Origin of the sequence: Paraprevotella clara YIT 11840 (genome assembly GCF_000233955.1) — a bacterium.
In the GTDB taxonomy this organism is placed as follows: domain Bacteria; phylum Bacteroidota; class Bacteroidia; order Bacteroidales; family Bacteroidaceae; genus Paraprevotella; species Paraprevotella clara.
Genome location: NZ_JH376597.1, coordinates 173,410 through 188,282, shown reverse-complemented (window position 1 = coordinate 188,282; position 14,873 = coordinate 173,410). Strand labels below are relative to the sequence as shown.

Genomic DNA, 14,873 nt, shown 5'->3' with positions numbered 1-14,873 from the left:
AAAATTAGATTTTACATGAAAAAGAAACTGTACATACTGGTTCTTGCGTATTTGGCTATATGCGCTTTAATGTCAGCGATAAAAGGTTCCGTTGCCATTGCCATGTTTGGCTTGTTGGTGTTCTTGTTAATTCTTCTTGTCACTTTTTGGTTCGCAAATAAGTTTGTCAAGACGACCTTATGGTATAAAAGCACGATTCCCGACATGTCTTTATATCCGACGAATGAGTGGTATAGAGAACATTTGGAACGTAACTTTGACGTAGTGAATATCGGCAGTTCATCAGCGAAATATGCTTTTGATTATTCCGGATTACCCGTAAAAGCATTCAATTGGGGAGAGCAACCGCAATTATTAAGTAATGGTTTTAAAGTATTGAAAACATATTTCAGTATTCTTAAAGAAAACGGGACGGTTATAATATCATTGTGTCCATTATCAGGTTTGGACGTGGAAGGCAAATGGGACAAGACTGTCAATGATAAATATTATTACACACTTCCTTGTGAATTAATAGATGATTATAAAGCAGTATCAAGAAGGCGAAAGTACCCTTTACTGTATTTGCCTAAGCTCTCGATAAAAAGCATTATAAAAGAGGTTCAGAAACAGAAGACGAAAGCAGGCAAAACACAGCCCGATAAATGCTTTATTGACGATTCAAAGATATGGGTTGAGAATTGGATGTCCCAGTTCGGTATAGACGAACTAAATGCTCCACTGTCACCGGTAAATCTTAAAGGACAGGGAAAACGTATAGTCCTATTGACCGACATCTTGTCTTTCTGCATGGAAAGGAGTTTGCGTCCGGTCATTGTCATTCCCCCCATGCACAAAAGTCTTTCAAACAAGTTCACTCCGACTTTTCGTGATAATTACATCTATCCGTTTATCCGGAAGGCAAACACGCATAATGTGCTGTTCTTGAACTATATGGACGATGAGAGGTTTGACGATGAAAGATATTTCCGTAATTCATTCTTCATGAGTGAAGAGGGCGCACGGAAGTTTACAAGAATCGTATTAAAAGACTTGCATATATTATGAGAATCGGGATACTGACGCTTCCTTTGAATCAAAATTACGGAGGCATATTGCAGGCATACGCGTTGCAGACTGTGTTGGAACGTTTGGGGCACGAGGTGCGTGTGGTAGAGTGGAAAAGACCTTACGGCTTGCCTTTTTATAAAATGCCATACGTTTACGGCAAAAGAATGGTGATGAATCTGCTAGGGCATAAAATCCCAGTTTTGTACGAACAGAAATGTCACAGGGAGCAATCCATAATACGACAGAATACAGACAAGTTTATAAAGAAATATATTCATTTGGTTGAATACGATGATTTTTCAGATATTAAAGAATCAGAATATGATGCGGTAATAGTTGGCAGCGACCAAGTGTGGCGGCCAAGGTATTTCGGCATAAAACAGATAGGGAACGCCTATCTGAAATTTGCCGAGGGGTGGAACATCAAGCGCATAGCATACGCCGCGTCGTTCGGCACGGACGAATGGGAATATACTGCCAAGCAGACATCAGAGTGCGGCAGACTGTTAAGGATGTTCGATGCGGTGTCTGTAAGGGAGGATTCGGGCGTAAGGCTGTGCCGGGAGCGTTTCGGTGTTGGCGCGCGGCATGTGCTTGACCCTACGATGCTTCTTGACAAGAATGATTACGTGAAATTGTTTGAGACGGTTGGCACGCCCAATAGCAAGGGTAACCTTTTATGCTATATGTTGGACGAGACGGAAGAGAAAAGGGGGGTGGTAAGGCGCATAGCTGACGAAAAGGGACTGACACCTTTCAACGTGAAATCGCAGAGCGATAGCATAGCTTCGCCCATCGGTGAGCGCATACAGCCACCATTGGAGCAATGGCTTCGCGGCTTCTATGATGCCGAGTTCGTTGTTACCGACTCGTTTCATGCCTGCGTGTTCTCCATTCTCTTTGGCAAGCCTTTCGTAGCCGTGGGTAACGCCGATCGTGGCATGTCACGTTTCAATTCACTGTTCTCCATGTTCGGACTTGAGGATAGGCTTGTAACCAATGGTCATGCGTATACTGAATGTAAGGATGCAGACAGGGCAGACATCATGGCCATGTTGGCGGAAAAGAAAAGGGAAGCGATGAATTATCTTGTTGGCAATTTGAACACAACCGATGGAAAACAATAATCCTACAATATCAGTCATCGTCCCTGTTTACAACGCGGAAAAATACCTGTCACGCTGCATTGACAGTATACTCGTCCAGACATTCACCTGCTTCGAGTTGCTGCTTGTCGATGACGGTAGTACCGACTGCTCCGGTCGTATCTGCGATGAATACGCGAAACGGGATACACGCATACGCGTGATACATAAAGAAAACGGTGGAGTAAGTTCGGCAAGACAAATCGGTATTGATAATGCGTATGGGATATATTCGATTCATGTGGATTCTGATGATTGGGTTTCTTCAGATATGCTCTATGAAATGTATAATAAGATAGAAAAAGATGAAGCTGATATTTTAATATCTGATTTTTATACAGAAAACGTAAAAGGATCATTTTATCAATGCCAGAAAACGCAATCAAAGACTTCGTTTGACATATTAACAGATATACTGAGAAATAAATTATTTGGTTCTCTATGGAATAAGTTGATAAGGCATAGTTTATATAAGGAATATAACGTAAGGTTTATAAAAGGAGTGGACTATTGTGAGGATGTATTAGTGTTAAGCCAACTTCTTTTGAATGATTTAAGAATATCATTCATCCACAAGGGATTTTATCACTATGAACAGTTTTCAAATGATTCAATAACAAGAAATTATACAGAGCAAACATATTTAATGAGAAAAAAATATGTGTCAGAATTAGAGAAGATATTACCAATACCAAATGATGTGATAATAAGCGAAGTGGCATTTCAAGTAAAATTAGAAGCATTTAATCATAATAAATTATCCGAAGATGAATTTTACGGTTATTATAAAACACCGTTAAGTACAATTCTTGCATATAAATATGGAAGAAAAATTAAGATTTGTTTGGTTTTTGCATATTTTCACATGTTTAAAATAGCAAGTTTGATAAAAACAAAAATATGATACCCAAGAAAATACATTATTGTTGGTTCGGACATAATCAAAAGACTCAAAGTATGTTGAGGTACATTGATACATGGAAAAAATGTTTTCCTGATTATGAGATTAAGGAATGGAATGAAGGCAACTTTGATGTTGATCAATTAAACTTTACAAGGGAAGCTTATTTTGCAAAAAAGTATGCTTTCGTTTCAGATGTATGTAGGCTTTATGCACTTTATTCAGAAGGAGGTATATATTTGGATACGGATGTTATTATTTTAAAGACTTTTCCTGATAAGTTACGCTCACATAAGGCTTTTGCAGGATTTGAACACGAAATTAATATCGGAACAGGTATAATGGGAAGTGAAAAGAACAATCCTATTATAAAAGAATTCTTGCAATGTTATAATGATATGCATTTTTTCAAGGGAATCAGATATAGTTTAATACCCAATGTTAATTTGTTTACGGATATTCTTGCGAAACATGGATTAAAAAGAAACAATACATATCAAGATTTAAATGATATTGTGATATATCCACAAAATATATTTTGCTGTAAAGACTGCAGGACAAAAGAATATTACAATGTATCAGAGAGCTTATCCATACATGACTTTGCTGGATTATGGATAGATAGTAGAAACAGCCTTTATAAAAGAATATGTTTCAGGTTAAAGGAATTGATGACAGTAATCAAATATAGAGGTCTTTTAATATGAAAAGTAAGGAATCCTTTTTATTATACATATTCATAACTTTATTTTTGGGCTTATCAATACAGCAGTTTTTACATCTAACGATAGAAGGAAAAGGTATTATCGCTTTATCTCACTACCTTGCATTGCCGTTTTTATTATTAGTATTTATAAGGAATATATCTTTTGTTAGATTAACAAATTCTGAAACGAAATTATTTCTTATTGTTGCTGTATTCGGGTTGTTAAATATTGTCGTTTTTGATAGATCTGCAGGTCTGTCAGGATTCTTGAATTTTATAATTGAGCCTATATTGTTATTGTCGCTATTACGTATAACAAGAAAAAAACAGGTGCTTTTTATACGTAAGATGTTGATATTATTCTTTATATTGGAATGTGGAGTGGCCATTTTTGAATCAGTAAGTAAAGTTATTCTTTTTGCCGACATTAATGCTATTGATGTTATGGGGACAAGTTTGGATATGCGAGCTTATAGTTTGCATGGACATCCTCTTCAGAATGCATTTTTGGTCAGTATGTTGTCTACAATAATATTAAGTTCAAAAATGAAAATTCAAAATAGATATGCTTTGTTTTTTCTTGGTTACATAGCAATATTTGCTTTCAATACAAGAAGTTCTATATACTTCTTAGGTGGAATATTTGTAATTAATTTGCTAAGAGATATGAGGAGCAATAAGATGAAAGTATGGCATAAAACAATGCTTATTGCATTTATAATTACAGTAATATATTTTAGTATGTCATATATTGAAACTCATTCATTAGGTTCACGTCTATCAACGGGGTTGACCAAAGATGATGGCAGTTCAAATGCAAGGTTTGTTTTAATAGACATACTTATGTCTTTGAATTTAAATGATATACTATTTGGTATTCGAGACGAGACGGTTCTTTTTATAATGCAAAACAACGAACTTATAGCTATTGAGAACTCAATTGTAAACTTAATATTTGGATCTGGATTAATTTTTACGATTTGCTTTTTGTTTCTCATGTTTAAAGAATTAAAAAGCATTGGAGCTAATAATTTTACTTTTTATACCACAATAATTATTTGTTTTTTATTACTAAATACAAATAATGCGTTACAAACGTCATGCCCCATTATACCGATATTGGTTATGTCATTGTATACTTTTAAAAATAATTACCTACAGAATAATACTACAAATAAAGAGTGTAAGCAGTCAAAAAATGGCTATTAATTGAAATGAATACCTTCGCTGCCAACCAAATTTATAGAATTATGTATAGCAGTGAAGATCTTAAAAGGTTTTACTTTCAGTACCAGACCGAGGCTTTGCTTCATAGAGAATCCCTCCAGTCGTTTTGTGTCAAGAACAAAGTCCCTTATAACATTTTCCAAAAGTGGTTTAAGGATACTCACTAATTAATTATCATAACTCGGTTTAGGGCACTGAAAAGTGCCCTTTCAAAGAGGGAATGCCCTAAATTGAGTGCTTACTTATAATCAATATACTGCAATATGAATATTATAAATAAAATCAAATATTACTGGCAAAGAAGAAACAGCCAAGCATATATTCAATATCTGCGTAGATGCGGAATCACAATTGGCGAAGGAACTATCTGCAAATATCCTAGAACAATAGAAATAGATACCTCGCGACCAGACTTATTGGAAATCGGTAATAATGTCCTATTACATAAAAATCTAACTATACTGTCTCATGATTATGCCTCCCGTGTCTTTGTCAACCTCTACCATGAATTTATTCCATCTCATGGAAAAATCACAATTGGAAATAATGTTTGGTTTGGAGAAAAATGTACCGTCTTAAAAGGGGTAAAAATCGGAGATAATTGCATTATTGGATATGGTAGTGTCGTCATAAAAGACATTCCAGCAAATTCTGTTGCCGTTGGCTGTCCGGCCAAAGTAATATGTTCATTGGAAGAATATTATCAGAAACGTAAAAAAGAATATATCAATGAAGTTTTTGAATACGCAGAGTGTATAAGAACACACCAACATAGAGAACCTATCCCAAAAGATTTCGCAGATGATTATCCGATTTTCGTAGATAAATACAATATCAAAGATTATCCTTATTTCCCTTATAAAAATGTATTTACTTCAGATCTTGCTTTTAACGAATGGCTGAAGTCCCATAAAGCTCCATTCAATTCATTCGAAGATTTTATGAACGAATTCTATAATAGATTTGGAAAATAAAACGCCCATATATCAGTATAATCATATCCATATACAATGAATAAACGTCAGAAAGTAAGTATAATAGTTCCGGTTTACAACGTCGAGAAGTACCTTGACCGCTGTATGCGGTCGCTGCTCGGCCAGACACTGAAGGACGTCGAGATAATCATGGTAGATGACGGATCGCCTGACGGTTGTCCTGCCTTATGTGACGAATACGCAAGGCGGGATGCACGTGTAAAAGTAATACACAAGCAAAATGCCGGACTTGGTTACGCACGCAACACGGGCTTGGATGTTGCAACCGGTGAATACGTCGCGTTCGTGGACTCCGATGACTACGTAGATTTGGAGATGTATGAAAAGCTATATGTTACAGCTATCCGAACAGAGTCGGATGTCGTATATTGTGGTTTTAACAGATTTTATTCTGAAAATAAGGTCATACATTATACCAATGTAAATTCTGAGCATATATATAAAGGGGAAGATGTTAACCAACTATTATTGGATTTTATTTCATCGTCACCTAAGTGTAAAAAAGATTGGAAATATGAGATGTCCGTGTGGCATTCCATTTACAAAAGAGAAATCATAAAAGAGAATAATATTAAATTCTATTCAGAAAGAAATTATTTGTCTGAAGATATTCCATTCCAAGTTGATTTTCTCAAAGCGGCTAATTCAGCGTCATATATCCCCGATACACTATATTATTATTGCATGAATAACGCATCTTCATTAACTCAAAGTAAATACTCTAATGACAAGCTTGAAAGAAGTATGGCGTTATATAATTTGTTGGCAAGCAAAACAAGGGATTTTGATAAAGAATGTCTTAGGGCGAAAAGATTTTTCATATCATACATGAGGGCGCATTTATATGGCATATCAGCGATGGACATACCATATAATGAGAAAATAAGATTAATGAAAGAGTTGAATGATAAAGACATATGGAAAACCGTAGACTCGTACCCATATTCTGCACTAAACAAAAACTCCCGGCTGATTTGTTTTTTGCAAAGAAATAGGATGTACGCGACAGCATTATTTTATGTGAAAATCATTTTGTTTATAAAAAGTATTTTACACAAATAAAGCCTAATAGAGCATGAACATATTTTATTTCTTTAAGGAATTGCAAACGCCAATGTATCAATGGCAAAGGATACATTTCTTTGATGAATTAGAACGGGGTGGACATCACATCATTACATTCAATCCTTTGGATTATCCGTCAACAGATGAAGCTAACGAAAAATTAATTTCTGCTATAAAAGATACTGAGGATATTGACCTGTTTATGAACTGTGACGATTCCTCTGTCTTGTATCCCGAGACAATGAAAGAGATAAATAAAATGGGAATACCTTCATTGCTTATTTGTTGGGATAATTTGGAATTGCCATACAAGCACAAGTCAATAGCTCCTTTGTTTGACATGGTTTGGATAACTTCTGTAGAGACAAAATATTTGTTTGAGAGGTGGGGATGCAAAAACATTATATTCCAATCATTTGCTGCAAACCCTTATGTGTTCAAACCATGTTGGGGAAAAACGATAAGTAAGGTTGGCTTTATCGGCTCACCTTATGGTAGCCGGGTAAACAAATTAAATGATTTGTTGGCAAGTGGAATATATTGCGATGTCTTTTCTGATTCCTTGTTCAATATAGGATATAACACTTCGCTGGGAAAAGTGCAACAATTTGATCCATTGGACGTATGTGTAAAGGCAATCAGATATATGCGTTTTCCTATAGGGCGCAAGGTGCTTTATTCTACTATTAAGAATAAACTGATGAAGAAGACTGATTTATGTTCCGAAAGCAAATTCTTGACCAAGCACAAGTCGGTCAGCGATGATGAAATGGTTGGCTTGTATTCAGACTTAACACTTTCTTTGAATATAACTGAACTGCGGGATACTTATATCTTGAAGAAGCCTGTAAACAAAACGCATCTACGCACTTTTGAAATTCCAATGTGTGGTGGGCTGCAATTGGCAAGTTATACAGAAGAACTGTCTGAATATTTTGAAGATGGTAAAGAAATTGTGCTTTATCATTCAAAAGAAGAAATGGTAGATAAGGCAAAGTTTTATCTGGATAAGAAAAATGAAAGTCTTGTTAATTTGATGAAAAAAGCAGCGAGGGTACGAGCTGAAAAGGAACATACTTGGACAAGGCGGTTTAATGAGGCTTTCAAAATTTGTAAGTGATGAAATTTCATGAGTGCTTGTCTTTAATACGAGGGGATTTGAGAATGTTTCCTCGGAAAAAATGGGGGGATAAAATATTTCCTATCCAACGCATCTTTTAAATTTACTGTGTGGTTTAGGCTCGGAGCATACTTGAGGACAAAGAAAAACATCTTTTTCAAGATGCTATATGCAATCGTTTTTTTTATCCATAAGCACAATCAATACCTTACGGGAATACAACTGCGGTTAGAAACAAAGGTTGGTGAAAGATTAAGATTTCAACACTTTTCTTGTATCGTGATAAATGAAGCGACAATAATAGGAATGAATTGTCTTATATTCCAAGGTGTAATAATTGGTGTGGGAACATCGGGCATACCGCGTATCGGTAATAACGTCATATTGTCAAGCGGTGCAAAGATAATAGGTGGCATCACTATCGGAAATAATGTTACCATTGGAGCAAATGCCGTCGTTACGAAAGACGTTCCAGACAATTCATTGCTGTTGGTATTCCGGCAAAAGTGATAGCCGTAAACACGCCTGAGAAGCAAAAGCTTTATTATTGCCACTGATAAATAGCATTGAGCTTTGTAAGTGAAAGGCAATAAGTTAAATGATGATGGATGCGATGCAACAGTTGGTTTTTCACATGGCAAAAAGTGATAATCAAATATGTAAAAGAGCATCAATTAAAAATATGATATAAAGAAGGTGATTAATAAGGATTTAGCTCGTAAAGTTCTCTTCCTTGGCGTGTCCATGAAGACTAAAGGGGGGATGACCGCCGTACTCGTTTCGTACGGGAAGTATATTGAGGGAATGAAATTTGTGCCCACGTGGCGGTTGGGCGGCAAGGTGGTGAAAGCGTGGTATGCGGCACAGGCTATGGTAAGGACATGGTGGCTGTGCCAGTTTGACCGTGGCATCAGGATTGTGCATATACATGGTGCGGCCAACGCGTCGTTTTACCGTTGCCGCATGTTCATAGGGCTTGTACAGAGATGCGGAAAGAAAGTGATTCTGCATGAGCACGCTGCCGACTTCATCGAGTTTTATGATGCGGCTACCGACAAGGCAGGCATTGTCAGTACAATTAATGCCTGCGACTGCCTGATTGTTCTGTCTGAGTCGTGGCGGCGTTACTTCTCGTCCATTGGCGTGGAAGAGGGTAAGATTCGTGTGCTTAACAATATCGTTTTGCCGCCTGTTGCCGCCAACGTCAGGCACGATGACGGTAAGCTGCACTTGCTTTACATGGGTGAAATAAGTAACCGTAAGGGAGCGTTCGACCTGCTCAAGGCCGTAAGTGACAACAAGGATTACTTCAAGGACAAGCTCATTTTGCGTATGGGCGGCAACGAGGTTGACGGCAATGTCCGTACGTATATCCGAGAGCATGGTCTGGAAAGGTTTGTAAGCTACGAGGGATGGATTTCCGGACAGAAGAAAACCGATTGTCTGGCGTGGGAAGATGTGTACGTCCTGCCGTCATATAATGAGGGTCTGCCCATAGCCATACTAGAGGCGATGAGTTACAGTCACCCCGTAATATCGACGCCGGTGGGCGGAATACCTGAATTGGTAAAGGACGGAGAGAACGGAATGCTTGTACAACCGGGCAATGCAGTGGAGATAGCTGGTGCGATAAGGCATTATATAGAACATCCCGAAGTGATAAAAGTGCAGGGGGACAATGCGTTCGCGAGGGCAAAAGACTTTTTCCCGGAAAGGGTTTTCAGGGATTTGGAAGGGATTTACAACTCACTTATAAATGTATAACAGTAAGCGTCCAAAAATGACGTATTGCTTCAAAGAATAAAAAACACGACCTTCGCTGCTGTAGTCCAAAATTAAAAACATTATGTATAGCAGCAGTGATTTTGAAAGGCTGTTCATTCGCTACAAGGCGGAAGCCATGCCACACGGTGAGTCCATACAGAACTTCTGTTTGAAAAACAAAGTACCCTACAATCTCTTCCATAATTCCCTATGCGATACCTCAAAATTAGATGCTTACATTTTGAATCGTGATGATTATTATGTACATTTGCATTATCGGTTTAAATATGGTTTTATGAGTATAATAACAATTGATACTTTATAACGAAGTATCTCATGCTTTAACTATGTGTAGCACTACTCCCGTTCGGCACTATTTGTTGACACGTTTCAACCTTCCGTTGTGGAACAAGGATAAGCGTGGATTGGCGACTCGGGATGAAGTGTGGTTGGAAGACAGGTTCCGCCTTTTTGAACAATATACTTTGCCCAGTGTTTTGCAGCAAAGTTGCAAGGATTTTACGTGGGTTGTACTTTTCGATGGGGATACTCCGCCGGTTTATCGTGAGCGTGTAAAAGGATGGGCGGAAAGATGTGAAAATTTTAAGTATGTACCCGTGAAATCCGAATATGCCCGGTTCTATCCGCAAGTTTTCGCGCGTTGGATAGAGAATGATTTACAAGGGTGTGTGCAGCCGACAAAAGTAATTACTTCGTGGTTGGATAACGATGACGTATTGGGTTGCAACTATATGGCTGCGGTACGAAATGATGCACAAAGGCTCTGCGGCGGAACTTTTTTCTTTTATAAAAGAGGTTTACAGTATTTCCTAAAGCAAAACTATGCGCTGTGGATAAGTTTCCCAAACAATCATTTCGTTTCAAGGGTAGAAGACTTTACGCTTGGATCTCATTTGAAAACGGTGTATGAGTTTGGTACTCATTATTATCTCTCTCGGATGGAAAATGTACGTTCCGTTATGTTGGATACTAAGGATGACGAGCCGTTATGGGGCGAAGTCGTACATGAGCGAAATGTGGATAATGATGTTAAAATGAGTCTTGATTTCCGTTTCGTTCGGGATTCGGAGTTGTTATCCTGTTTTGCGTTGAATCGAACCTTGAATGTGGGACGTTTGTATTGTTGGAGCCGATTTTTACCGCATGCTATAAAGGTGTTTTTAAAGCATGTGCAATGGAAACTTACAGGACATAAGATGGGACTGTAGGCATAGATTATAATCGATAACATTAATTTTTTTATTTCATGTCTGTTCGTATTTTGAATGCGAACCTCTTGTCCATTACCCGGATTGAACTGCTGCAAAGCTTAAAACGCGGGGTATTGGTCACTCCGAATCTTGATCATTTGGTCAAACTCCAGCATGACCGTGAGTTTTATGACCTTTATCAAAAGGCGGAGTGGGTGGTTTGCGACAGTAAAATCTTGTATTTGTGCTCTCGTTTGCTGAAGAAAAGAATACCGGAAGCCATTCCGGGTAGCAGTTTCTTTACGGCTTTCTATCAATATCATAAGGATAATCCGGATTGCCGGATATTTCTTTTGGGTGCGATGGAAGGTGTGGCACAAAAGGCCATGGAACGTATCAATGCCTCGGTGGGGCGCGAAATCGTGGTGGGGGCGATGTCTCCTTCGTATGGTTTTGAAAACAAACCAGAGGAAAATGAATTGATTTACCGTACCATTAATGCTTCCGGTGCCAATGTGGTACTGGTCGGTGTGGGGGCGCCCAAACAGGAAAAATGGATTTTCCGTCATAAAAGCCGCATGCCGGGAGTTGATATATGGATGGCTTTGGGTGCTACGATCGACTTTGAGGCCGGCAATGTGAAGCGGGCACCGAAATGGATGCAGATGTTGGCGATGGAATGGTTTTACAGGTTTCTGATGGAACCCAAACGAATGTTCAGGAGATACTTTGTGGATGATGTGAAATTCTTTTGGTATTTCGGTCGGCAACTACTTGGGATTTATCGTAACCCGTTTAAACGTTGAAATGAAAATGAGAAAGCTTGATGTGGTAAACTTTTTGCGCGGGTATTCCATTTCTACCATAGTAATCATGCATCTTGTAGGGATGTTGGGGATTTCCGGAATATGGGAAAAAGCAGCGGCCTTTGGTGGTGCCGGAGTGCACGTCTTTATCCTCTGCTCGGGATTTGGATTATACCTTTCTTACCTTCGTAAGCCTTTAGGATACATTGCTTTCCTGAAGAAACGTTTTACGAGGATTTATATGCCGATGGCCGTCTTGTGCGTGGCCACGGCTGTCTGGATGGCTTGTATGGGGCGTGAATGGTTCATGCCGCTGTGGGGCAATTTGCTGCTCTTCAAAATGTTCGTTCCCGAACTGGAGAGTTCTATGGGAGGGCAGATGTGGTTTGTGTCTACTATCATTCAGTTCTATCTTGCTTGGCCTCTTATTGTTAAGTTATTTAACATTCGGGGGGGGGTAAAGCTTGCGCTCATTATCAGCCTGTTATGGTCTACGACCGTAGGCCTGTTAGGGTATGCAGAGGAGCGAGTTTGGAACAGTTTCTTCCTGCAATATTTATGGGAGTTTTGCTTAGGGATGAAGATGGCAGAAATATATCATGGCAATCCTAAAGCACTGGAAGTGCCCCGGTGGAAATGTTTGTTGCCGTTGTGTATGGCCGGTGTGGGGTTGACAGGCATAATGGGTTTCGCGGGGTGGCCATGGAAACTTTACAATGATATACCCTCTTTGGTGGGTTATATGTCTCTTGCGCTTATCATCTATAAGGTGGGAATCAAGCCGCTTAACCGGTTGTTGGAGTGGACCAACCGTTTTTCATACGAATGGTATTTAGTACACATGTTGGTCTTTGACATCATATTTTATTATATCGGGCATAATGCACCGATTGCTGTGGTGTTCGTGTTGTGTTTGCTTTTGTCATATAGTACAGCTATTGCATATAGCAGGATATGGAGCAAGTAGATGTTGGTTATACGGAATTGCGCAGCTATCAGCGGGAGATGAAGCACCGCCTGTATGAAAAATGGTGGGGCGGAAGCCGGAGCGTGATGGTGCAGATGCCTACGGGGACGGGAAAGACGTTCCTGATGGCTGCCGTGGTTCGCGAGAATGCTGCGGACGGGGTGTTGGTCGTGACGCACCGGATAGAATTGGTAGAGCAGATTTCGGAAACCTTGTCTCGTTTCGGAGTACGTCACGGGGTGATTGCCGGTGGCCGGAAGGCGTTGTTGGCGGAGAACGTCCGGGTGGCGAGCATACAGACGTTGAGCCGATGTATAGATAGTCTTTCTTTTTGCCCTTCTGTTGTGGTTGTGGATGAGGCTCATCATGCCTTGGCGAAGACTTACCGCATATTGTGGGAAAAGTGGCCGGAGGCTCTTTTCTTGGGACTGACGGCTACGCCTTGCCGGTTGAGCGGCGAACCTTTCACGGACTTGTTCGGGGTGTTGCTCCAAGCGTGGAGTATGGAACGCTTTATCGACGAGGGATGGCTGGCTGATTTTGAATATATAAGTGCCGACCCGAACAGTAAGGCGGTATGCCGGGTGGGGTTGTTGTCCAAGCGCGGTGCGGATGGCGATTATCAGTTGAAAGAGATGGCCACGGTGATGGATTGCCCTGAAAGCATCCGGCATTTGTATGATACTTACCAAACGTTTGCTTCGGGGAAAAAAGGCATAGTATATGCCATTAATCGGGAGCATGCGCGTCATATCGTGGAGTATTATCGGAAGGGCGGGGTAAGCTGTTGCATGATTGACGCGAAGACGCCGCCGGAGGAACGCCGGAGTTTGGTGGAAGACTATCGGAACGGCCGTATTACGTTGATGGTCAACGTCGACATATTCTCAGAAGGATGGGACGTGCCGGAGGTGGAGGTCATTCAGCTTGCCCGTCCCACGCTTTCATTAGCCAAATATTTACAGCAGGTGGGGCGGGGGATGCGCGTATCCAGCAAGAAAAGTCACGTGATGATATTGGATCAAGTGGGACTATATCTGGCATTTGGCATGCCGATACAAAGATGGGACTGGCAGCGGATGTTTGAGGGGAGGCAAGCCGGGCGTTCCGTAACGTGCAATACTTATCCTATATATATAGGAGAGGAGGCCATGGAAAAACAGTTGGTGAATCTGGAGATGGTCCGTATCAAACGGAAAGAAGAGAAGCGTGAGGGGATGGAAGTGTTTATGCAGGGCGGAAAATATGGCATAGCGTTGGATGGAAAAGAGGTCTGTGCCCCGCAGTTCACGCGGATAGAGCGATTGCCGGAACCTTATTTTGCCCTATGTTTTTATCCGTATGATGCTGTCTTTCGGGGGAAGGTGACGGTGGTGGATGCAAAAGGGCGTGATTTGAGGCCGGAACTTTATGGAAAGGTGGAATGCAAAGGGGATTTTTTTAAGGGGTATGACTTTGCGGGAAGGCAGGTCTATTGGGACAGCAAGACGCGGAGGCTCTACGAAAAGATGCCGGAACTCGGGCGGCTCGGGCGGTTTGAACTAGTCAAGCAGGATGCCGCATACATGTTCCGCTTCAGGGAGCGTGGGCTGGACTTCTCGTTCCGGAAAGAAGATGTGCAGGTCTGTGCCACCGAAAAGGTTTTTATTATCGGCAAGCATCTGATTGTGAATGATAAAAAAGAACAGTTTCTGTATGAATTTCTTGGATTCAGCAAAGGAATGATTCTGGTAAAGTTGCCCGGGCAGAATGTGTACCGCCTAATATTGGATTCCGGAAATCGTTTTTGTGACTTTAAGCCTCCTTATCCGGGAACAGTAACCCGTACCCCTGACCGGATGTATATCCGATTTCATCATTGGCCGGGTTTTTGATTGGAATGAATACAAAAGTAGTCTAAGGATAGTTTTAAATTT

13 protein-coding genes and 1 pseudogene are annotated in these 14,873 nt (G+C 40.1%); all 14 read left to right on the top strand.

What is annotated here, in order from left to right:
- Positions 1–15: 15 nt before the first annotated feature.
- The 14 genes and pseudogenes from HMPREF9441_RS07080 (at position 16) to HMPREF9441_RS07005 (ending at position 14,831) form a co-directional block, all read left to right on the top strand.
- A complete protein-coding gene (locus HMPREF9441_RS07080; RefSeq protein ID WP_008619648.1) occupies positions 16–1,047 on the top strand; it encodes a hypothetical protein in 1,032 nt (343 codons plus the stop codon).
- On the top strand, positions 1,044–2,177 hold the full coding sequence (locus tag HMPREF9441_RS07075; RefSeq protein WP_008619646.1) for a polysaccharide pyruvyl transferase family protein: 1,134 nt from the start codon (positions 1,044–1,046) through the stop codon (positions 2,175–2,177). The genes HMPREF9441_RS07080 and HMPREF9441_RS07075 overlap by 4 nt, the downstream gene beginning before the upstream one ends.
- On the top strand, positions 2,164–3,099 hold the full coding sequence (locus HMPREF9441_RS07070; RefSeq protein ID WP_008619644.1) for a glycosyltransferase family 2 protein: 936 nt from the start codon (positions 2,164–2,166) through the stop codon (positions 3,097–3,099). Before HMPREF9441_RS07075 ends, HMPREF9441_RS07070 begins: the two co-directional genes overlap by 14 nt.
- Positions 3,096–3,803: a glycosyltransferase family 32 protein gene (locus HMPREF9441_RS07065; protein ID WP_008619637.1), complete on the top strand. Its 708-nt coding sequence runs from the start codon at positions 3,096–3,098 to the stop codon at positions 3,801–3,803. Before HMPREF9441_RS07070 ends, HMPREF9441_RS07065 begins: the two co-directional genes overlap by 4 nt.
- The gene (locus tag HMPREF9441_RS07060) at positions 3,800–5,011 is read left to right on the top strand and encodes a hypothetical protein (protein ID WP_008619633.1); all 1,212 of its coding nucleotides are present in this window, start codon (positions 3,800–3,802) and stop codon (positions 5,009–5,011) included. Before HMPREF9441_RS07065 ends, HMPREF9441_RS07060 begins: the two co-directional genes overlap by 4 nt.
- 554 nt (positions 5,012–5,565) lie before the next feature.
- Positions 5,566–5,712, top strand: a pseudogene (locus tag HMPREF9441_RS19290) (DapH/DapD/GlmU-related protein); the annotation flags it as partial.
- 327 nt (positions 5,713–6,039) lie between these two features.
- Positions 6,040–7,086: a glycosyltransferase gene (locus HMPREF9441_RS07045; protein ID WP_008619624.1), complete on the top strand. Its 1,047-nt coding sequence runs from the start codon at positions 6,040–6,042 to the stop codon at positions 7,084–7,086.
- Between the two features lie 13 nt (positions 7,087–7,099).
- Positions 7,100–8,209, top strand: coding sequence for a glycosyltransferase family protein (locus HMPREF9441_RS07040; RefSeq protein ID WP_008619622.1), 1,110 nt, complete (start codon positions 7,100–7,102; stop codon positions 8,207–8,209).
- Between the two features lie 306 nt (positions 8,210–8,515).
- The gene (locus tag HMPREF9441_RS19175; protein WP_272869425.1) at positions 8,516–8,719 is read left to right on the top strand and encodes a serine O-acetyltransferase; all 204 of its coding nucleotides are present in this window, start codon (positions 8,516–8,518) and stop codon (positions 8,717–8,719) included.
- A 186-nt stretch (positions 8,720–8,905) separates the two neighbouring features.
- The gene (locus HMPREF9441_RS07030) at positions 8,906–9,973 is read left to right on the top strand and encodes a glycosyltransferase family 4 protein (RefSeq protein ID WP_008619618.1); all 1,068 of its coding nucleotides are present in this window, start codon (positions 8,906–8,908) and stop codon (positions 9,971–9,973) included.
- A gap of 347 nt (positions 9,974–10,320) precedes the next feature.
- A complete protein-coding gene (locus HMPREF9441_RS07020) occupies positions 10,321–11,202 on the top strand; it encodes a glycosyltransferase (RefSeq protein ID WP_008619616.1) in 882 nt (293 codons plus the stop codon).
- Between the two features lie 38 nt (positions 11,203–11,240).
- Positions 11,241–11,990, top strand: coding sequence for a WecB/TagA/CpsF family glycosyltransferase (locus HMPREF9441_RS07015; protein WP_008619615.1), 750 nt, complete (start codon positions 11,241–11,243; stop codon positions 11,988–11,990).
- A 7-nt stretch (positions 11,991–11,997) separates the two neighbouring features.
- Positions 11,998–12,957, top strand: a complete 960-nt coding sequence (locus HMPREF9441_RS07010; RefSeq protein WP_244949664.1) for an acyltransferase family protein — start codon at positions 11,998–12,000, stop codon at positions 12,955–12,957.
- Positions 12,945–14,831 carry a DEAD/DEAH box helicase gene (locus tag HMPREF9441_RS07005; RefSeq protein ID WP_008619613.1) on the top strand — a complete coding sequence of 629 codons (1,887 nt, stop codon included), beginning with the start codon at positions 12,945–12,947 and terminating at the stop codon, positions 14,829–14,831. Before HMPREF9441_RS07010 ends, HMPREF9441_RS07005 begins: the two co-directional genes overlap by 13 nt.
- Positions 14,832–14,873 lie beyond the last annotated feature (42 nt).